Annotated in this window: 20 protein-coding genes and 1 pseudogene; 6 read left to right on the top strand and 15 right to left on the bottom strand. The window is 36.7% G+C overall.

What is annotated here, in order from left to right; genetic code table 11:
* Positions 1-4 precede the first annotated feature (4 nt).
* A complete protein-coding gene (locus ACX5JI_RS00225; RefSeq protein WP_459499116.1) occupies positions 5-322 on the top strand; it encodes a radical SAM protein in 318 nt (105 codons plus the stop codon).
* A 14-nt stretch (positions 323-336) separates the two neighbouring features.
* Here ACX5JI_RS00225 and ACX5JI_RS00220 read toward each other — a convergent pair whose 3' ends face one another.
* A complete protein-coding gene (locus ACX5JI_RS00220) occupies positions 337-543 on the bottom strand; it encodes a hypothetical protein (RefSeq protein WP_459499115.1) in 207 nt (68 codons plus the stop codon).
* Positions 544-1,439: 896 nt separating this feature from the next.
* On the opposite strand from ACX5JI_RS00220, the gene ACX5JI_RS00215 reads away from it, so the two are divergent.
* On the top strand, positions 1,440-2,090 hold the full coding sequence (locus ACX5JI_RS00215) for a YitT family protein (protein ID WP_459499114.1): 651 nt from the start codon (positions 1,440-1,442) through the stop codon (positions 2,088-2,090).
* A 28-nt stretch (positions 2,091-2,118) separates the two neighbouring features.
* On the opposite strand, the gene ACX5JI_RS00210 is transcribed toward ACX5JI_RS00215, so the two are convergent.
* Positions 2,119-2,955: an EcsC family protein gene (locus ACX5JI_RS00210; protein WP_459499113.1), complete on the bottom strand. Its 837-nt coding sequence runs from the start codon at positions 2,953-2,955 to the stop codon at positions 2,119-2,121.
* A gap of 108 nt (positions 2,956-3,063) precedes the next feature.
* Here ACX5JI_RS00210 and ACX5JI_RS00205 point away from each other — a divergent pair.
* Positions 3,064-3,488, top strand: a pseudogene (locus ACX5JI_RS00205) (NUDIX hydrolase).
* Positions 3,489-3,509: 21 nt separating this feature from the next.
* Here the strand turns inward: ACX5JI_RS00205 and ackA are convergent.
* The 5 genes from ackA to ACX5JI_RS00180 all read right to left on the bottom strand — a co-directional run bounded on the left by ackA (position 3,510) and on the right by ACX5JI_RS00180 (position 7,997).
* The gene (gene ackA / locus ACX5JI_RS00200) at positions 3,510-4,703 is read right to left on the bottom strand and encodes an acetate kinase (RefSeq protein ID WP_459499112.1); all 1,194 of its coding nucleotides are present in this window, start codon (positions 4,701-4,703) and stop codon (positions 3,510-3,512) included.
* Positions 4,704-4,995: 292 nt separating this feature from the next.
* On the bottom strand, positions 4,996-5,985 hold the full coding sequence (locus ACX5JI_RS00195) for a class I SAM-dependent methyltransferase (RefSeq protein ID WP_459499111.1): 990 nt from the start codon (positions 5,983-5,985) through the stop codon (positions 4,996-4,998).
* 331 nt (positions 5,986-6,316) lie between these two features.
* A complete protein-coding gene (gene tpx / locus ACX5JI_RS00190; protein ID WP_459499110.1) occupies positions 6,317-6,817 on the bottom strand; it encodes a thiol peroxidase in 501 nt (166 codons plus the stop codon).
* A gap of 135 nt (positions 6,818-6,952) precedes the next feature.
* Positions 6,953-7,348: a GerW family sporulation protein gene (gene ytfJ, locus ACX5JI_RS00185; RefSeq protein WP_459499109.1), complete on the bottom strand. Its 396-nt coding sequence runs from the start codon at positions 7,346-7,348 to the stop codon at positions 6,953-6,955.
* Between the two features lie 10 nt (positions 7,349-7,358).
* The gene (locus ACX5JI_RS00180) at positions 7,359-7,997 is read right to left on the bottom strand and encodes a DUF2953 domain-containing protein (protein WP_459499108.1); all 639 of its coding nucleotides are present in this window, start codon (positions 7,995-7,997) and stop codon (positions 7,359-7,361) included.
* 193 nt (positions 7,998-8,190) lie between these two features.
* Between ACX5JI_RS00180 and ACX5JI_RS00175 the strand changes: the two genes are divergently transcribed.
* Positions 8,191-8,994: an NAD kinase gene (locus ACX5JI_RS00175; protein WP_459499107.1), complete on the top strand. Its 804-nt coding sequence runs from the start codon at positions 8,191-8,193 to the stop codon at positions 8,992-8,994.
* A gap of 260 nt (positions 8,995-9,254) precedes the next feature.
* On the opposite strand, the gene ACX5JI_RS00170 is transcribed toward ACX5JI_RS00175, so the two are convergent.
* Positions 9,255-10,817, bottom strand: coding sequence for an amidohydrolase (locus tag ACX5JI_RS00170; protein WP_459499106.1), 1,563 nt, complete (start codon positions 10,815-10,817; stop codon positions 9,255-9,257).
* Positions 10,818-11,282: 465 nt separating this feature from the next.
* Between ACX5JI_RS00170 and ACX5JI_RS00165 the strand changes: the two genes are divergently transcribed.
* Positions 11,283-12,161 carry an AraC family transcriptional regulator gene (locus tag ACX5JI_RS00165; RefSeq protein WP_459499105.1) on the top strand — a complete coding sequence of 293 codons (879 nt, stop codon included), beginning with the start codon at positions 11,283-11,285 and terminating at the stop codon, positions 12,159-12,161.
* Between the two features lie 206 nt (positions 12,162-12,367).
* Here ACX5JI_RS00165 and ACX5JI_RS00160 read toward each other — a convergent pair whose 3' ends face one another.
* The 7 genes from ACX5JI_RS00160 to ACX5JI_RS00130 all read right to left on the bottom strand — a co-directional run bounded on the left by ACX5JI_RS00160 (position 12,368) and on the right by ACX5JI_RS00130 (position 20,446).
* Complete coding sequence (locus tag ACX5JI_RS00160; RefSeq protein ID WP_459499104.1) at positions 12,368-12,799, bottom strand: VOC family protein; 432 nt, start codon at positions 12,797-12,799, stop codon at positions 12,368-12,370.
* A gap of 134 nt (positions 12,800-12,933) precedes the next feature.
* Positions 12,934-14,520, bottom strand: coding sequence for an acyl-CoA synthetase MbcS (gene mbcS, locus ACX5JI_RS00155; protein ID WP_459499103.1), 1,587 nt, complete (start codon positions 14,518-14,520; stop codon positions 12,934-12,936).
* Between the two features lie 152 nt (positions 14,521-14,672).
* The gene (locus ACX5JI_RS00150) at positions 14,673-14,870 is read right to left on the bottom strand and encodes an alpha/beta-type small acid-soluble spore protein (protein WP_459499102.1); all 198 of its coding nucleotides are present in this window, start codon (positions 14,868-14,870) and stop codon (positions 14,673-14,675) included.
* Between the two features lie 208 nt (positions 14,871-15,078).
* Complete coding sequence (gene thiI, locus ACX5JI_RS00145) at positions 15,079-16,290, bottom strand: tRNA uracil 4-sulfurtransferase ThiI (RefSeq protein ID WP_459499101.1); 1,212 nt, start codon at positions 16,288-16,290, stop codon at positions 15,079-15,081.
* A gap of 6 nt (positions 16,291-16,296) precedes the next feature.
* Positions 16,297-17,439, bottom strand: coding sequence for a cysteine desulfurase family protein (locus ACX5JI_RS00140; protein WP_459499100.1), 1,143 nt, complete (start codon positions 17,437-17,439; stop codon positions 16,297-16,299).
* A gap of 210 nt (positions 17,440-17,649) precedes the next feature.
* Positions 17,650-19,359 carry a septation ring formation regulator EzrA gene (gene ezrA / locus ACX5JI_RS00135; RefSeq protein WP_459499099.1) on the bottom strand — a complete coding sequence of 570 codons (1,710 nt, stop codon included), beginning with the start codon at positions 19,357-19,359 and terminating at the stop codon, positions 17,650-17,652.
* Between the two features lie 262 nt (positions 19,360-19,621).
* Complete coding sequence (locus tag ACX5JI_RS00130) at positions 19,622-20,446, bottom strand: LysR family transcriptional regulator (protein ID WP_459499098.1); 825 nt, start codon at positions 20,444-20,446, stop codon at positions 19,622-19,624.
* Positions 20,447-20,584: 138 nt separating this feature from the next.
* Here ACX5JI_RS00130 and ACX5JI_RS00125 point away from each other — a divergent pair, with 138 nt between their 5' ends.
* Positions 20,585-21,529, top strand: coding sequence for a DMT family transporter (locus tag ACX5JI_RS00125; protein WP_459499097.1), 945 nt, complete (start codon positions 20,585-20,587; stop codon positions 21,527-21,529).
* Positions 21,530-21,595: the final 66 nt, after the last annotated feature.

Here is a 21,595-nt window from a genome sequence, read left to right as displayed (position 1 = left end):
CTATATGGAGCAATATTTTATATACGATGAACACCTAGGAATAGAAGTACCTGAATTGCAGGAAGAATGGGAAGATATCCCTGAAAAAATGCAGCATGCTATTTTATTAAAGTGGGAACAAATTCGCGGGAAAATACCAGATCGTATAAAAGAGCTTGAACACCATATTAATCAAAAACAGCATCGGTTAAATAACGAGGAAAACTTTGAGATTTCTTGTAGACTTAATTCTGAGATTGCCGACCTTGCCTCTGTCATTAACGATTTATGGCTTTGGTATCGTCTTACTCAACATGTATCTGAGGGGAAAACACACCATTAAAAAACATGCCCCCCTCATTTACTGTGGGTCATGTTTTTTTCATAACAAGGTTTGCAATATATGTTTTGCGCTGATTTCGCTAAGCATACATCAAATGGACCTACTAACAGATCCCTTTCTTTCGGTAACTTTACAAAAGCAACTAATTCTTCTTCATACTGAATTTTCTTTTGACAAAGAGAACATACTACATCTTTTCTTTTAAACATATCTTTGAACATAACGTCTCCTCACCTTTCATCTATCTATATAAATATATTCTCATACAAACTTGTTTTTGTAAAAAAATTACACATTATACATTCCCTGTGTCATATACTAACGAAAAGAGTTTGTATGGAAATATGATTCTAAAGGAGGTTAATTTGTATGAAAGCTCTATTTATTATCGGTTTAACTTTTCTAAGTGTCATTAGCTGGGACGCTTTTTTCAAAGAAAAAAGTGACAAACAGGAAACAAGCGAGTAAATTGTAGTACTCCTTTCTTATTACTTCTTGGACAACTTCTCGCTCTTCCTAAACAAATTGGACTATCCTACAAAAATATTTAAACAGAGCAACACCATTCCTATAAACTTACAAATTCTGTAGATTTTCTCCGGTTATTGTCGGTTTCCATCCGCATACATTTTATGAAAGTATGATATAATAATATAAAATCTTTTATAGAAAGGATTTAGATATCATGATCGCTCGAAGGAGCATGTGGCATCGAATTGATGAATCTTACACGTAGCGTATTTTTTTGCTTAGATACTTTAGTCTAGCGAAAAAAATACGAGAGTGGGGAAATTATGATTGCCCGAAGGATAATTTGGCAACGAAAAGACTCTTCTTACACATAGCGTTTTGTTTAAGTCGTATTGTTATTCGCTAAACAAAGCAAAGAAGAGAGCAGGATTGCTAAATGACAAATCCTACTCCAAGTTTTGTTTAGTCATTTTTAGGCTTAAACTAAAACGAAAGTAGGGAGAATTGATGGACGAGAGGATTATTCGTTATTTCTTCAGCGATATATAGCGTCGTTAGTTTGATGTAAACTAACTGAAGGCTATATGAGCTCGTAGTTAGTTTACAAGATGAAAAGAACTACTAACTACGGAAAGAAGGAATAACGATGAGGAACATCCAAAGTCGACAAATTATTAAAGAAATTTTTATGGTTTTAATCGGTTCATTTATTTTAGCAGCAGCGCTATATCACATTCATTTCCAAAATCACTTAACTGAAGGTGGTTTTGTAGGGATTGCACTGTTTATCCAAAACTTTTTTGATATTTCACCGTCTATTTCAACTGTATTAATGGATATCCCAGTCATTTTATTATGTGCTACATTTTTAGGTAAAAAGATGGTTGGCTATTCATTCTTAGGTTCAATTTCATTCGGAGTGTTTTATTCTTTAATGGAAAACTATTCTCCATTTACGGTAGATTTATCAAATCATTTATGGGTAGCTGCAGTACTAGGTGGCGCGTTAGCTGGAATTGGACTCGGTTTTATATTACGATTTGGTGGTGCAACCGGCGGAGACGATATTTTAACAATTGTATTAAGTAAAAACACGCGCTTTACAATTGGTCAAATTTTCTTCGTCTTTGATGCGATCGTACTTGCACTTTCATTATATTATTTAACTTGGACAGAAATTGCTTTTACTATTCTTTCAATTGCCATACAGGCAAAGACGCTCGATTACATTTATTATCCGGCGGAAGAAAAGAAAACGGTATCGATTCCAATGTCAAAACAACATGCAACAAATTAAAAAGCGAAAGGCTTCGGCCTCTCGCTTTTTAATTTGTTCTTTTTTCTTTTTCTATTATGTAACGCACTTGATAAAACCTGTTTACAAACTCTGTTACATTCCTTGTTAGACGATAATTCACTGTAGAACCAATTGCAATCCCGATAACTGGAATACCTTGAAAAAGTTTCCGGCGAAGCGCATAAATAGAGAACGTCTTCAAAATTTGTTTTAATACAATTTCCGTAGAGGCTGGTTTTAATACTTCTTCTTCCCCTTCATAAAAGAACGAATCTTCTTGTTCTAACTCCTGAAGTAAGTTATACCAAGCATATTGCTGAAGTCTTGCGGGCAAAAGAGCAGCATGAAATACTTTTAAAGCGAGCATCATTTCATACGGCTTGTTCACATCATGACCAAATGATGTTGCAATAAGTTGAACAGCTTTTACATTTAGCGCAATCATAACTGGAAAATCAGCTGTCAATAATAACAAACCACCGGCCCCAGTTGCTCCTCCCTGCACGAAAGAATATAAACGATGACGAGCTGTCTGCTGCTCTGCTATATATGTTAATTGATCAATGGATAATTCTTTCAATTCTTCCAGCTGCTCAATTGATTCATCAAACAACCGCGCTGTTCCTAAAATACGATTGCGTGCCTCAAGCTGTGATTGCGAGCTTTGCATCAATGCATGAAGATGAAACAACCATCCGTCTGCTTTCGTGAACAACGCTTTTCGCTTTTCCTCTGGAATCTTCGCAATGGAAGCCTGTAGCCACTTATCAAACATCTTTTGAAAATCAGTAGCTTCTTGTTCTAATAGCTGCCCTTCCCAATTTTTAACCTCTTGTAAAATGGCTTGTTCTCGCTTTGATCGCATTAACAATCACCTCGCTCAATTTTTTTCTATTGTAACATATTTCCGGTTTTTTCTTCGTACACCTGCTAAGCTAAACATATATTTATCCAATACACGTGAGGGATATTCATGTATCCGCGCGCGAAAGCATTTGGAATTGTACTTCATAACGAACGAATTCTCGTTCAAGAGTATAATGTAGAAATTGAAACGTATTACAGACTGCTCGGTGGTTCGATTGAATTTGGAGAGGAATCAGCAGAAACGGTGATTCGTGAATATAAAGAAGAGCTAGGTGCTCACATAGAAGTGATTGATTACTTAGGATGCCTCGAAAATATTTTTCATGAAGGCCATGAGATTATTCAATTATATTCTCTCCATTTTGTAGAGAGATCACCTTATGAAACCATGACAATTCCTATTATAGACGGAGAATCTAATACATATGCGACGTGGGTTCCGATTACAGCATTTCTGAATCAAGAAAAATATTGTATCCAAGTGGACTAACGGAATTTCTTGCCACAAAAAGAAAAGACGGAACCTTATAAGGTCCCGTCTTTGTTCATATATTAACCAATGTTTCCAAGACGTAATACGTCACGAGCAATCATAACTTCTTCGTCAGTTGGAATTACGATAATTTTTACTGGAGAGTGAGGGAAGCTGATGAATGCTTCTTCACCGAATACGTTGTTGCGTTTTGCATCAAAGTATACACCCATAAATTCAAGACCTTCTAATACGCGCTCACGAATGATTGCACTGTTTTCACCTACACCAGCTGTGAAGATGATTGCGTCAACGCCTTTCATACGAGCTGAATAAGAACCAATGTATTTATGGATACGGCTTACGAATACATCAAGAGCTACTTCCGCACGGTGGTCGCCTTCTTCTTCTTTCGCGATGATGTCACGTAAGTCACTAGAGAAACCAGTAAGACCTAACATACCACTTTTCTTATTTAATACGTTAACTACTTCTTCTACAGTTTGGCCTGTTTTTTCCATGATGTATGGAATTAACGCAGGGTCAAGGTTACCAGAACGTGTACCCATTGTTACACCAGCAAGTGGAGTGAAGCCCATAGAAGTATCAATCGATTTTCCGCCTTCTACAGCTGCGATACTTGCACCATTACCTAAGTGACAAGAAAGTAGACGCAAGCTTTCAAGTGGACGACCTAACAATTCAGCTGCACGCTCAGTTACATATTTATGAGAAGTTCCGTGGAAACCGTATTTACGGATGCCGTATTTCTCATAGTATTCATATGGTAAGCTGTAAAGGAATGCAGATTCTGGCATTGTTTGGTGGAATGCTGTATCGAATACTGCTACTGCTGGTACGTTCGGAAGTACTTCTTGGAACGCTTTAATACCAACAACGTTTGCTGGGTTATGAAGTGGTGCTAAATCACTTAAATCTTCAATGTCAGCTAATACTTGATCAGTAATTAAAACAGAGTCAGCAAACTTTTCGCCGCCGTGTACAACACGGTGACCGATACCGCTAATCTCATCAAGAGATTTCACGATTCCATTTTCAGTTAATTTTTTAAGAAGCATATTAACTGCTACTGCATGATCTGGAATGTTTGTAACTTCTTTTTGTTTTTCACCGTTCACAGTAATTGTGAAGATACTATCTTCTAAACCGATACGTTCTACTAAACCTTTTGTTAATACTGTCTCACTTGGCATTTCAAATAATTGGAATTTCAAAGAAGAGCTTCCTGCATTAATCGCGATGATTTTTGACATCTAGTCTTTCGCCCCTTTTTCTCTTGGTAGTTGTGTGGATAAAACCACAAACCGCTCGATTTTATCTGTTTACATGTACCAAAGATGAAAACGTTTCATCCCCAGTAAATTTTATACTCACGAATTTAATTTAAACATCGTACGCCATATATTTCAAGTGAAAAAATTATAACACCAAGAAAAAATATATATTACAGATTTCAAAAAAATTCAGTTTTATCTTGTATATATTACAAATTATTACACATAATACAAAACTGTATTATATATAAGAGTGCTTCTGTTACACAGATTACGATTTATGAGTTGCGAACCAAGTATTTAATTGATCCATAATGTTCTCCATCGCCTTCATATTAGAAAACTTAGGTAATTCCACTAACAACGCCTGTTTTGGCATCGTTACATTTGGACCTTTCTTTTGGAGAACAAATATACTTTTTGCATTTTTCTCGTTTTTAAACATGGAAACAGGAAGCTGTAATAGCCCTTGAATAAAGCTTGTTTCTTTAATAAATGCATGTAGTTTTGGCGCTTGCTCACTTTCAAAGATGAAGTTTGGTACTAAGAAGAATAAATATCCTCCTTCTTTTGTATGCTTCACACTTTGTTCAATAAATAAGTGATGTGCATACGACATTCCTTCATCTGCTTTTAACGTATATTCACTTGCACCTATTTCATTGGGATAAAACCCAACTGGCACATCACAAACAACTGCATCTACTGGATCAATATAAAGCGGCGCTAGTCCATCTTGATTGAAAAACTCAATTGCTCGCTTTTGTAAATTCGCATTCACTAAAGCAAGTCTAACAAGTAAGTCATCCACTTCTACACCAAATCCAGTTACCGTTGTCCCTTCTTGAGCACCATTAAAAATTGTCGTCATTAAGTTTCCTGTCCCAATCGCAGGATCTAAAACAACAATTTCTTTTTGGCCTTTCATAAATTTATGGAATAAATAACTCATAAACATTCCAACTGCATCAGGCGTCATTTCATGATTCGCCTGTATACCTTCTTTCATTCCTTTTAAAATAGCGAGCTGAAATGCTTTGCGAATTTCCTCGCTTTTATATGTTTCTTCATTAAACTTACTATATTCACGATTCAACCGTTCAGTTGTTGATTCTGATAATTCTTCTTGTAAAATTGCTCCTTCAAACAGGTTATCCCCTGTTTCTACAAGCGCTTCTAAGTATGTTACATCCAATTCTTTACGTAAAATTACGGTAGAAGAATCAAAAATAGAAAATAATGTTTCTACTGTCTGACTCACATATATTCCTCCTTCAGTCAATTACACATAACTTATATCATACCATAAAATGAGACTTTAATCAGCGGAGAGGTTTCTTCATCCCCGCTGATTATTAGCCTTCACCAATCGGGCATTTACGGGCAGTTGATCTTCCAAACAGCTTCTTTGCGTTACTGCACTTTAAGGTAGGAGATTTACTGCCCGCAAATAGCGGGGCGATTTAATTTTTTACCAAAAGAAAAAGCGAACTCTTTTTTAGAGCTCCCTTTTCAAAAATAACAACGATATCGGCGGTTCGACAATACATATGAAAAAGCGACCTCTTAGAAAGAGGCCGCCTTCAATCTTATTACTTAGCAGCTTTTGCTGCTTCTAATGCTGCTTCATAGTTCGGATGGCTCGTACCCTCGCTTACGTATTCTACGTAAACTACTTTGTCGTTGCTATCTACTACGAATACTGCACGTGCAAGTAAACGAAGTTCTTTCATTACTACGCCGTAAGCTTCACCGAATGAAAGGTCACGGTGGTCAGAAAGTGTTGCTACGTTTTCTAAGCCGTTTGCTGCACACCAACGTTTTTGAGCGAATGGTAAATCAACACTAATTGTTAATACTTTTGCATTTTCAATACCAGCTGCATCTTGGTTGAAACGACGAGTTTGAGCGTCACATACACCAGTATCGATCGATGGTACAACACTGATTAATTTTACTTCACCTTTGTATGTTTCTAAACTTACTGGAGATAAGTCGTTTGCTAGCACTTGGAAGTTTGGCGCTTGATCGCCAACTCTAACTTCTGTTCCAACTAAAGTAATTGGGTTACCTTTAAAAGTTACGTTTGCCACTTGAAAATCCTCCCTTATTTAAACAAAATATGTACACTGTAAATGATAGTTTGTCCCTATTCAGAATGCAAATAAAATTACTTTATTTACATAAAAAATAAAGAAGCTAACCGATCGATTAGCTTCTTTTCACTGTTATATTTCAAACTCAGGCTCCCCGCCTTTTCGCTTCTCCATCATTTCCTTCACTTTATCGACAGCTTGTGGTGCTAGCTCAATGATTTTATCAATCACATGTGTTTGTTTATCTAAATGCAATACTTTTATACCTTGTCCATTTATAACGAGAAAGGCAACTGGATTAATGGAAACACCACCACCGCTCCCGCCTCCAAACGGATGACGACCGGCGTTTTCTGTTCTTCCAAATTCGCTCCCTCCAGCAGCAAATCCAAAACTCACTTTAGAAACCGTTAAAATGACGCTTCCATCAGCTGCTTTAATTGGATCCCCGATAATTGTATTTACATCAGTCATTTGTTTTAAATGCTGCATTGCTGTTGTCATTAAACCTTGAATTGGATGATCCATTTTATCCTCCCTATGCTTGGATAGATTTTTCTGCTACACCAGATCTTTGTTTTCTCATAAACGAGAGGATTTTCACTCCTGTTACGAGGGCGCGATATATATGAAAGGATGCTGTTAATTCACCTTTCGTCGCAAATCCCTTCCCTTGAAATACAGGCGTAATTTCAAACTCTGGTATATCAATAACATGTGTATATTGTCCCAAGACACCTGCAGTCATACCTTTGACTCCCCATGCATATCCCGTAACAATTCCAGTACTAGCTGCATCGCCCATTCCAATTTGCGAATGCCATTTCCACTTATTGATTTTCACTTTTTTAAGAAAATCTTTAATAATAGTATGCATTTCTTGCAGCTTTTTTATCAATTCACCGGCACTATCGAGTTGCGCCATGATTTTATTTTCAATCCCGCCATCTTTCTCTGCCTTTTCAATTTTTTGACCGGTCTTTTTTTGCTGTTTCTCAATTCTTTCCAACACATCGAATGTATAGTGAATCATCCATATTTTCACTTGAAATAAACATTGTTTCTCCACTTCTGAATATAAAAACGTCACTTTCAGAGATAGTTTCGACAATATTATAAGTAAAATGAACAAGAGAAGAATTCCAATTCCAATTACAAGCCACTTCATTCGTACCATCCTTTCACTCCACATCCATTATCGACAAGTTCAAACAGGCTTAAACAAGCAAGACAAAATTGAATATATAAACTTTTCTAAAAATAAAGGAGGATTTTGACAATTTATATCGAAATATAATATTTGAGCATATCATTAGAACTTTTTCTTATGGTGCACAACGTTAAATTCAACTTCAATGGAGGGGTACACAATGACAGATCGTCGCAATTTATTTTTCTTTTATGGTGATGACAAAGCAGCTCTTGTCGAAAAAATGAAACCAATATATCGTACATTAGAGGAAAAGGGATTTACCATATTAGATCATCCAAAAAACGCAAACGCTATCGTCAGTGTCGGAGATGACGGCACCTTCTTACAAGCTGTTCGCAAAACAGGCTTTAGAGAAGATTGCTTATATGCAGGTATTTCTACGAAAGATGAAATTTCTTTCTACTGTGATTTCCATATCGACCATGTCGATACAGCCCTTCAAGAAATTACACAAAATGAAATTGAAGTGCGCAAATATCCAACAATTCAAATAGATGTTGATCATGGCACATCTTTCCATTGTTTAAATGAGTTTTCTTTACGCTCTAGCATCATTAAAACATTCGTAGTAGATGTGTACGTTGATGATTTATATTTCGAGACATTCAGAGGAGACGGTTTAGTCATCTCTACACCAACTGGAAGTACAGCTTATAATAAATCGTTACATGGGGCAGTTGTTGATCCATTAATTCCATGCTTCCAAATAAGCGAACTTGCTTCTTTAAATAACAACACATACCGTACACTTGGATCACCGTTCATCTTAAACCATGAACGTACATTAACATTAAAGCTTACTCCAGACGGTAATGATTATCCTGTTATCGGCATGGATAACGAAGCGCTTAGCATTAAACAAGTTGAAAAAGCAGTTGTTCGTTTAAGTGATAAACAAATTAAAACAGTAAAATTAAAACACAATTCGTTCTGGGAGAAAGTACAAAGAACGTTTTTATAAGAAAAAATGAGTGCTAGGAGATTCCCTAGCACTCATTTTTATCTTATATATAAATCCAATTTGATTTTCTAACAGATACATGATGGTTATGAAAAACAGACAGAGACCTCCACTCATTTTCTCCTTCTGTTTTCACATGGAATGGGGCTAAAAAAGGCACTGACCGCTTCTATCCATGGCCGGATCCTCTCATCCATCTGAAAAGAATGGTTTGATGTTCGTTTTTTAATTTGGAGTTATATATTGTCAAACAGCTACTATTATTGTTGATACACAATTTGACCATCTATTACCGTTTCCGTAACTTGTATATGTTTTATGTCTTCAACTTCAATTTCAAATACATCACGGTCCATTATGGTGAAATCCGCTTCATATCCCCGTGCGATTTTACCACGTTCGTTTTCTTTTCCAATTGTATATGCACTACCAGTTGTAAAGAGCGAAACAGCTTCAAAGACCGATAAACGTTCTTCTGGTATATAACATACTCCATCAATAAAACTTCGCCGCGTTACGGCACTATAGATTCCTAAAAACGGATTCACTTGTTCAATTGGCGCATCTGATCCACCACCACAATGTAATCCTGCACGGAGCAACGTCTTCCAAGCATAGGCATACTTTAGGCGATGCTCACCTAACTTTTCAACAACTGACGGAAAGTCAGACGAGACAAATACAGGCTGAAGATCAAGAATTACTGGCAAAGACTTCATTCGCTCAATTAAATCTTCACGAGCAAGCTGGCAATGAATAATCCGATCACGTAGTCCCTCTGCCGAAGGATATAGCTCCAGTGCAGCAATTACATATTCAAGAGACAGATCACCAATTGTATGAATCGCAACTGGCATATGTAAGTCACGTGCTTTTTTGACGAGCTCAGCCAATTCTTCACGCGAAAAAATCGCCACACCATTTGTTTCCTTCTCATCTTCATATGGTTCACTTAATAAGGCTGTTCTTCCACCAAAAGAACCGTCTGAAAAAATCTTCATCGCTCCAAATTCAATATAATGTTCATTTTCATATTCTTTTCGCTCATCTGCCACTTCATGATGAACGAGTAAATGTGCTTTAAAAGGTATTTCTTTTATAACGGATGAAAACGCATTGTACGTTTTTCGAAAACCACCGTAATAATTTAAATCCTCTGTATGTCCACCTACTAACCCGTACTTCCAACAATCTCGAATAGCTGTTTCGAGTGATCTTCGTAAATATGCTTCATCTATTTCAGGCTGAATATGCTTCATTAATTCTTGCGCTTGTTCATATAAAAGACCCGTTAATTCATTTGATGCATCACGGCCAATTTTGCCGCCTTTCGGTTCTTTTGTCTCAACTGTTATATTTGCTTTTTCAAGTATATAAGAATTCACCCACGTAACATGGCGGCAAACGCGCTTTAATACAATAGGATGCTCTTTCGAAATCGCATCTAAATCACGAACATGGACGTTTTTTGTATCTGTGAAATGATTTTCGTTCCAACCTTCACCTATAATCCACGTCCCCTTTGGCGCTTCATTTGCGCGCTCTCTAACGAGCAGGAGCATTTCCTCATAAGATGTACATGCCGACAAATCTAATCGAAGTAACCGTTCTCCATGCCCAATAAGATGCATATGGCTATCTACAAGCCCTGGAATCATCACCTTTCCTTCTAAATCATGTAACTTTTCAACTGGATACCGACTTTCTAACTCCTGTTTATTTCCTAAATCTATAACCCTTCCCTTATTAACATAAACAGCTTCTACTGTTTCATTTTCTTTCCTCATCGTATAAATATTCCCACCGTGCCAAATCTCTCCCATCTTCCCACCCCTTTTTCTTTCTAGTCTACAAAATTGAAACGAAGAAAAAAAGCACCACTCTACAAACTAAGTAGTTCCGTTTTCGTGGAGAAACATTGTAAATAGCATATGAATTAACATAGTAATTGGTATGCTTTTTACATTGGTGCATCAACTTTTATAAAGAAATTATGTTTAAAATAGCATAAACAGCACCTAAAATAATGTCGTGGCAATCGCTGTTGTCATCGTACGAATAAGGATGTTAATTCAAATATTAATTGGAGGCTATTTTGAGAAAAATTATAGGATGATACCATTTTAATTAAATATATACAAAGTTTGCGAAAAGACATACTTACACTAACGAAGCAGGATTGTAACTATAATAATTACGGAAGACTCGTTCCGATAAATTCCGTATAAAAAATATCGAGTGAATCATAAATTTTCACGATAATATGTATTTGTAAAGGAGGGAAATGAATGTTACAAGAATTCAATAATTTAATGGATTACATCGAAACACATTTAACGGAAGAAATCTCTGGAAAAGATATATCGAAAATTGTAGGACTATCTGATTATCATTTTAAAAGAATGTTTTCGTATATGGCTGGAATGTCATTGACTGAGTATATCAAAAATAGGAGATTATCGGTTGCGAATGTTGAATTAATTAACGGAGCAAAAGTGACAGATATTTCCTATAAATATGGCTATCAATCAATAGAAGGATTTTCAAGAGCCTTTCGTGAATGGAGTGGTTTTTTACCTTCAGAAGTAACTAAAAACAAATTTCAAAAATCATTTCCCAAATTTTCATTCTATATAGATATAAAAGGAGGAAAATCTATGGAATTCAAAATTGAAAAGAAAGAGAAATTTAATATAGTAGGTGTATCGAAAAGAGTGCCAATTCAATTCGAGGGTGAAAATAAAGCTATCTTAGAACTAGCCCAGTCCATTACCGAACAACAAAGAAATGAAATGCATCAATTAGCTGATTTATATCCTCATCAAGTCTTGAATGTTTCTTTTGATTTTGATGACGGATACCTGGAAGAAAAAGGATACTTAACTCATATGATTGGTTTCGCAACTACAAAAGAGAATCCATTTGATAATTTAGAGCAAATTACTATTGAAGAAAGTTTATGGGCAATTTTCCCTAATCAAGGACCATTTCCTGCTACACTTCAAGAAACTACCGCAAAAATTTATTCTGAATGGTTGCCTTCTTCGGATTATGAACTAGTAGAACTACCTGGAATTTCTTTTACAAAGTACAATGGTACATCGGAAAATGTATATAGTGAAATTTGGATGGCAGTAAAGAAAAAAGTTAGCGATAAACTTGGATGATTATTATATTTACAGAAGTTTTTTCGAAAATCACACATTAAAATTAAAAAGGTTGGGGTTTCCTTTAATTTTGACCCCAAACCTTTTTTGTGTGCTAATTATATTGTTATTTATGTTGCTAATACATATGTTATTTAACCTGTGTTTTCGGATTTTCTCCACGTTATTGGAACTACTTATTTACAAACATGGTGCTGCTCCAAAAATTAATGCTCGTTAGCTGGGATTGTTGAGACTTGCCACTCTACATTAAATTTATCTTTTACTTGTCCATATGCTGGACTCCAGAATGTTTCTTGAAGCGGCATTACAACCTCTCCACCATCTTGTAATTTCCCAAATACTTCTTTTGCCTTTTCAGCATCACTTACTCTAACCACTACCGTCACCTGTGATCCAATTTGATACGGTTGACCTGGGAATGTATCAGAAATCATAAGATCCGTATTCCCGATTTTTAAATGTGCATGTAAAATGTAGTCTTTCACTTCATCTGGGACAGTGAATTCTGGATTTTCAGGCATTTCTCCAAATGTTTGAATGACTTCAACTTTTGCATCCAACGCATGTTCATAAAACTTCACTGCTTCTTGTCCATTACCATTCAAAACTAAATACGGGTTAATACCTAAAATCATAAAAGACACCTCTTTTTTTCAAATTTTGAGTAGTCATTATACAACTCGAACGAGAACATTTGTTCTCATTCATTTTATCATACACAACATACACAAGCAACATTCTAATTCATCATTTGCAAATGTTTCATTTCTTATTTTGATGCCAGTTTCATTTCTTGCTTTCTAAGTTCAACACGTCTAATTTTTCCGGAAATCGTTTTTGGTAGTTCGTCTAAAAATTCAATTTTACGAGGGTATTTATATGGTGCTGTTAATTTTTTAACATGTTCTTGGAGTATAGGAATCAATGTTTCTTCCGTTTCTTGTATGTTATCTCTTAAAACAATAAATGCCTTCACAACACTTCCGCGAATTTCATCCGGGCTTGCGACAACCGCACATTCTCTTACATACGGGTGTTTCACAAGCGCATCTTCGACTTCAAATGGTCCAATTGTATAGCCAGAGCTAATGATAATATCGTCACCGCGCCCTTCGAACCAAAAATAACCTTCTTCATCCTTTTTCGCTTTATCACCCGTAATATAATAATCACCACGGAATTGCATCGCCGTCCGCTCATCGTCTTTATAATATTGTTTAAAGAGCGCTGGTGTTTCAATATGAACGGCAATATCTCCTACCTCGCCTATGGATACAGGTTGTCCTTCTTCATTTACGATATCTACATGATTACCTGGCGTTGGTTTTCCCATAGACCCTGGTCTCATCTCCATGCCTTTCATTACGCCAACAAGTAATGTATTCTCTGTTTGGCCATAGCCATCTCTAACTGTCACATTAAAATGATTTTGAAACGTTTCTATTACCTCTCGGTTCAACGGTTCCCCAGCAGATACAGCACTATGCAACGCCGTTAGCTCATATTGCTGCAAATTCTCTACTTTTGCCATTAAACGATATTCTGTCGGTGTACAGCAAAGTACGTTCACTTTATTATGATCTAATAACTGTAAATATGTTTTCGGTTCAAATTTACCGTGATATACAAATCCTGTTGCTCCAGAACCGAGCGTTGCTAAAAACGGGCTCCAAATCCACTTTTGCCATCCTGGACTAGCCGTTGCCCATACGACATCATTCTCTTCTATTCCAAGCCAATTCGGAGCGCTTGTACGCAAGTGCGCGTAGCCCCAGGCATGTGTATGAACCACACCCTTCGGATTTCCCGTTGTTCCAGATGTATAGGATAAAAAGACCATATCTTCTCGGTCTGTCTTTACAATTTCCAATTCATCACTTTCTGTTTCTAACGCCGTTTGTAAATTAATCCAACCGTCTACTGATTGCTCGCTCAATACGAACTTTTGCAGGGACTCCATCATGTCTACCCCTTCAAATTGCTTCATATACGGCTCATAACTAACAATTGCCTTTACTTCTCCATGCTGAATACGATATTCAATATCTTTTTTGCGAAGCATTTCTGAACTTGGAATCACTACAAATCCTGCTTTAATCGCAGCAATATACGTCATATACGCTTCAATTAAACGGGGCATCATAATGAGAAGCTTGTCCCCTTTTTGCAAACCGCTCTTTATAAAAGCGTTTCCAATTTTATTTGCACCTTTTATTAATTCAAAATATGTAACCTCTCTTCTATTCCCTTCATCATCTTGCCAAATTAAAGCAAGTTTCTCATTGTCATTCGTATATTTTTCTATCTCTGCAACTAAATTATAAGATGGTGGCGCTAATAATTCTTCTCTTTTCATAAACATCCTCCTCTGTCTTCTATGCCTCCCTTCTATAATAAAGAATTTTCAGTAAATTTTGAACCCTCTTCTTTTGACAAATTTTTCAGCCATACTTCGACAAAAAGAAGGAGCAGAAAAATCTGCTCCTTCTAAGCCATTATATATGGGAATTATTTGTGGAAACCTCCGCCTAATTGTTGTTCTGCTAGAGAAACTAGACGTTTTGTAATTTCGCCACCAACAGATCCGTTAGCGCGAGATGTTGAATCAGCTCCAAGTTGAACACCGAACTCTTGAGCGATTTCGTATTTCATTTGATCTAATGCTGCTTGAGCACCAGAAACTGCTAATTTATTTGTGCTTGCCATATGGTATCACCTCCTTGTGAGTATAGAGTGTGATAAACCATAGGACTTCATACATATCTATAGATGGTAATTTATGGTTTAAAAGGATGTTCAAAAAGTTCGGTAAAGATAGCTGTCGCATTTCTTCGTTGCGCGCCAGTCCGGTACTCGTGGCTTCCGCGTCTCGAACTGCTCGGCTCTCTTTATCCTCCTTTTTGAACAAGCACTTTTAGAAAAGATCTTCAAATTGTTCTTCTTCAGCCACTTCTACTGTTTGTAATACTATTGTTTCTGTACCAGCAACAGCGGATTCAAGGAGTGGTGTGAAGTCATATTTTGATTCAAAGCGATTCGCTTTTTCACGCTTCGGTTTTGTCGCTGGACTTGCTGGTGTAAATACTGTACAGCAGTCCTCATACGGACGGATTGAAATATCATATGTTCCAATTTCATTAGAAATTTTAATAATTTCTAGTTTATCCATCGTAATAAGCGGACGAATAATCGGATAGTTTGTAACTTCATTAATCGTATGCATGCTATCTAACGTTTGGCTTGCTACTTGTCCAAGGCTTTCACCAGTTGCAATCGCAAGTGCATTACGCTCTTCTGCAATGCGTTCTGTAATACGCATCATCATACGGCGCATAACTGTCATAGAGTAGCTAGATGGAATTTCTTTATTAATTGTTTTTTGCACTTCTGTAAATGGAACAAGATGAAGCGTTACACGTTTGCAATACTTCGTTAACTCTTGTGCTAAGTCAATTACTTTTTGCTTCGCACGTTCACTTGTGAACGGCGGACTGTGGAAGTGAACAGCCTCTACTGACACACCGCGTTTCATTGTTAAGTACGCAGCTACTGGGCTATCGATACCGCCAGAAAGAAGTACCATTACTTTTCCACCAACGCCAACTGGTAATCCGCCAGCTCCCATACGCTCATCACACATAATATAGCTGTAACCGCTGCGAATTTCTACGCGAACATTTACATCAGGGTTATGAACATCTACTGTAATATCCTCTGTATTTTCTAGAATATGACCACCGATCTCCGGTAGCAATTCCATTGTTTGCATCGGGAAGCGTTTATCAGAGCGGTGTACTGTAATTTTAAACGTTTTTACATCACCTTTTACTTGTAAGAAAGCAGCTAACGCACCTTTTTTAATCTCTTCTAATTCTGATGGTACTTTCATTGCTAAGTTAAATTTATGAATACCAAATACATCTTGTAATCTCTCTGCAATCGCTTCATGGTCTTCACCATTTAACTCAATGTACATGCGATCATGTGTTGCATCAATTTTAATATTTGGGAATTTCTTTAATTTAAATTTCACGTTATCTTTTAACGTACTCACAAACTTCGAACGATTTTTTCCTTTTGTCGTCATTTCACCGTAACGAACTAAAATGTACTCATATTTCATCATATTTCCTTACCTCATCACTTCATATAATTTTGGCAATGTTTCTTTTATAACTTCTTCAAATCGCATGACTTCTTCCATCGTATTCTCTGGTGCTAAACTAATACGAATCGCACTTGCTGCAGCAGCATGCGGTATACCCATCTCTATTAGTACACGACTTATTTCATTCGCTTTTGAGGAACAAGCTGATTTTGTTGAGACATATACGTCACGTTCTTCTAGAGCATGAACCACTACTTCTGGTTTTAAACCAACGAACGATACATTTAAAATATGCGGCGCTGCATATGGAAGCGACGTATTAATTGTTACGTCCTCCATTCCCTCGAAGAACTGGACGAGTTCTGCTTGTAACTTCTGTAAATGCACTCGCTTTTCTCCGGTCTGTTCCATCGTCATACGTAGTGCCTTGACCATCGCAACAATACCAGGTAAATTCTCTGTTCCTGAACGATAGCGAAGTTCCTGCTGACCTCCTGATAAAATCGGATCTAACCTTACGCCGTCACGTACATATAGAAGCCCTGTTCCTTTTACACTATGAAATTTATGTCCAGATATCGAACAAAGATCAATATAAGAAGCATGTAAATGAAGTGGGACTTTTCCAATTCCTTGCACATGGTCCACATGGAATCTTACTTTTGGATAATTGGCTAGTAATTCACCAACCTCAGAAACAGGCTGAATCGCCCCTGTTTCATTATTCACATGGATCATGGAAACAAGAATTGTATCCTCACGAAGCGCTCGTTTTACGTTTTCTACTGATACAACTCCGTGCTCGTTTACAGGTAAATATGTTACATCAAAACCGAGACCTTCTAATTGTTTATATGCTTCAAACACAGACGCGTGTTCAATATTTGTTGTAATAATATGTTTGCCACGAGAGCGATTCCTCATCGCTATTCCTTTAATCGCAAGGTTATTACCTTCCGTCCCACCTGATGTGAAAATAATCTCAGAGGGCTTAACATGAAGAAGCTCTGCCGCAATCGTTCTCGATTGCGTTAATAAACGCTCTGCTTCTCCTCCGAGCGAATGAATAGAAGAAGGGTTTCCAAAATATTTTCCTGCAACCGTTACGTAAGACTGAAGGACTTCTGGATATGGTTTCGTCGTCGCACTATTATCAAAATAGATCATCGTTCTTCCCCTTTCAGCGCTGTCACATCATATAATCATATCACAAATACATGTAATTACGCTAAATATACTGAGCGGTTCCATTTTAAAATGTAGAAGTATGCTTCTTTATTTTAAAACGAATAACACTGCTGTATTCCGCTATTCATTATAGCAACATCATCCGAGAATTTACACAAATCGAGCATAAAAAAACAAACCCCTTTTTCATCAAGGGGTTTGTTCGTTATCTACAAATTGGGCAATTTTTTGAACTACACCAGGTTCAAGTTGTTCTAAAACAGAAGCTGCTTGTTCTAACGCTGCATCGTATTCATATTCGCGGAACAATCTTTCTGCATTCTCTAAGCTTTCTGCCAAACCCGTATCATGACTGCGGTAACGATTACCGTATTGGATTAGCTTTTCAACTAAATACGCCTGTTCAATTAACTCCTGCGTCTTTTCATATACACCATTTACGGTTGAATATGCTTCTTCTAACATGTCATTTACAACATGCATATTCAGCGGTTTTAATTCTAATTGTCCATAAACACCTTGCATTGCCTCTTGGCCTCTTTGTAAATCTTCCATAATGCTTGCTGGAAGACCTGGTAAGTTAGACTTTTGCATAAAGCGTTTTGCTTCTACAATCATATGACGCATTTCTTGCAACTTCTCATGCGCTTCAAACTCTTCTTTACGCATCGTTTGCAGCATTTCTGTATATTCTACATGAAGTACCTTTAACGTTTCACATTGCTCATAAATCTCTTCCAGTTCTTCACGAATGACAGAGAAAGCAATATCTTGCTCTGCAATACGTAATTGCAACACTTCAAAGCGTTTCATTAAAATATGCATTTGTTTTTCAATCAACTTTTGTGACTCAATATCTTTATCTTGCAACTGATAGCTTTGTTTTACAAATTGCGTTTCGGATTTTGTCTCAATTGCTTTTTCATGAATTTCCTCTAAATCTTCATAAACAGTAACTGACTTTTTCTCTACATAATGCTTCGCATGCACTTCTTGTTCTAATTGATCATACAACGTATCCAGACGCTTTTTTATGCCTTCTATTTTCTCAGTGACTTCCGTTATGTGAAGTTCTTCTAAATCAATCAAACATGTTTGTAGTTGTTTGTTCATCTCTCGTACTTCTTTAGGAATTTCTAAATGATTTAATACATATCCTTGTCGTTTCATATCATCATGACCTTGTAACAAATCACTTAATTGTACTGGTAATGTCGCTTGACACTCGACTAATAAATCAGGAACTTCATGAACGATAATCTCTAAATTCGCTAATCCATCTGCCAAGCTTTTTACAATGTCACGCGCCTTTAAATAATCGCCGTTTGCAGTTGTCTCCTCAAACTCTTGAAACTTCGCCTGTTCGCTATCAAGTAACTCTTCAATTTTCTGTTCAGATTGTCCAAACATGTGACGATGAGCGAGTACACTCTTTTTCATACTACGATATGTATCACGTAAACCTTCAATTTCCGAACTATTTTTCTCATAGCTCTCTAACAATTGCTGCAGTTCATTTAACATCTCCGTAATGCGGTTATCCGCTTCATCTAAATCACGAATGGAGTCATTCATTAAACGCTTTGCTTTTCGGAAGGAAAATTGTGAGGCTGACTTTTGAGCGTTTTCTAATGTTTTATCAGCTTTTGGCAAAATCGTTGTAACAATTTCATCCCAATCTTCGCGCCACTTTCCAAACAATTCTTCTGTTTGACCAGTCATATTTAAATCTTTAACCCGTTTCAATTCATCTGCAACAGGCTTATCTTTTATCTCTTGTTTCCACTGCTCAAGTGCTTCAATATCTTTATATAAACGATTTCTTATCACAAGCTCTATCATGAGCAGCACCAAAATAGAGCTTACTACGATGATAACGATCGTCAGGATAGAATCCATGCAAAATAGCCTCCTACTTATATCTCTTTTTTTGTCCGTTCCGTTTATGAAATGGAAGGCATTATGTACAAAAGGGAACTCTTCCCCTTATATTTAACAACTAACAATGTATTAATCATACCATGTAATGATATGTTTTTGACCTAGTTTTTTTAAAATTTCATGTTTCTTTTGTTCCTTTTATATATTACTTCCTAAAAATTTCTGTATCTCTTTTTCATACATTTATTGTAATACCTGGATTGAACTACCTTCACTTCCTTTAGAGGAGAGGTAATAAGGACATCTCTTTCCTATGTGATACAAAATAAATCACTCTCGTTAATGGTGGTTCCACCTGTATAACACGAATCCCATCTTGCACCGTTTGTTTTACTGCACTTTCCGGCAATAACGTAATACCGAGACCTGCTCGAACCATAGCAAGCATCGGTTCAGCGTAAGACGTTTCTACAGCGATAGTAGGATTAACACCTATTCTCTTGAATGTTGTCACAACCATCTTTCTCATATCACAAATCTCCGGATAAATGATCAGTTTTTCATGCTGTAAATTCCTTAGTTGAACCGCATGCTTATCTTTATAAACATGTTCATTAGAAACAACGCAAACAACCTTTTCCCTTTTTACTTCTTTTATGAACTTAGCCCCTTCCACTTCCGAATCAATTAACATCGCATCAATCTTTCGCTCACGAAATAATTCTATTAACATTTTTGTATGTTCAATTTGCCATTCTACTTCGTATGCTTCTAATGAATCTTTGCATTTTGATATGTAATGAGCAGCTAAACTTGGCAATACCCCAATTGAAATTTTCTTCTTTTCTCGATGCTCTTTTAACTCTCCTTTCATTTCATTAATTTGATCTATAATAGGCTCAATACGTTTTATAAATAGTTCCCCAGCCTCTGTTAACTCCACTCCTTGTGCAGACCTTTTTAATAACTTCACTTCTAAATCCATCTCTAGTCTTTGAATTTGTTTACTGAGAGCTGGCTGTGAAATATGCAGACGTTTACTCGCTTTCGATAAACTCTTCGCCTGTTTCACCTCAATAAACGATTGTACTGCTTCTAAATCCATCTCATATACACCTCTAACAAAAAGTTATAACCGTTATAACAATTCAATATTTCCTGTACATCGAAAGTGAGCGCTATACTCATCTCATGCTTATTTTTATGAACTTACTATATCGAAAGAAGAAGGAGAAAGATACTCTTGAAGAAAAAACAAATGCTATTTGGCTCTCTTTTATGTCTACTTGCTGTAACAGCTTGGGGATTTATGTTTCCAGTTATGTCCAGCGCCCTACAATTTATAGATCCATTCTTTTTCACTACTTTTCGTTACGGATCAGCAGCTATTATTTTTATTATTCTTCTCTTTATGATCGAAGGGAAAAGTGCTTTTCACTTAGAAAAACAAACTTTCTATTTACTCTTCTATGGTACAGTCGGTTTTGCCGGATATGGATTTCTTGTTTTCTATGGACAGCAATTAGCAGGAGCCTCTGGTGCGATTCACGCAGCCATGATTCAATCTCTTATGCCACTACTTGCTTTACTATTACAATGGCTCTCACAAAATAAAAAACCACAAAACTATACATTCCTTTGTATGTTTTGTGCACTTATCGGTGTACTCCTTGTTATTTCCAAAGGCAATATTCATCTGTTATTTGGAGCAGCAAGTAATGTCTCAACGAATATGTTCATGCTCTCTGGTGTTATTTGCTGGGTTATTTACACAAACGGTGGCTCTCATTTTCAAACTTGGTCACCGCTTCGTTACACAACACTCACATGTGCATTCGGATCGATTTCGTTAATTTGTACTGTTACTGTACTAACCTATTTGAAATTCATTTCTATCCCTACGTTCCATACGATTGCTACAGTGCGATTTGAACTATTTTATATGTCTATTATCGCCGGTGTTGTCGCTGTCTTTTGCTGGAACACAGGGAATCGTCTTATTTCATCTATTAACGGCATCTTATTTATGAACTTAGTTCCTGTGCTCGCACTTACAGGTTCCATTTTCCGAGGCTATCAAGTTGCAAAAATTGAAGTAATTGGAGCAGTAATTACCATTATCGCTTTACTATGTAACAACGTCTGGCAACGAAAACAAGAGCGTATACAAACGGAAATTCCTTCTTGACCACCCCCACGGCTAAAGCACGTGGGCTTTCCCGCTCACAAATTCTGTAAAAAATACCCCCACCTA

The organism is Bacillus sp. C1 (genome assembly GCF_054570475.1).
Note: the sequence above shows the minus strand (reverse complement) of the source record. Positions and strands in the feature narration are given on the sequence as shown.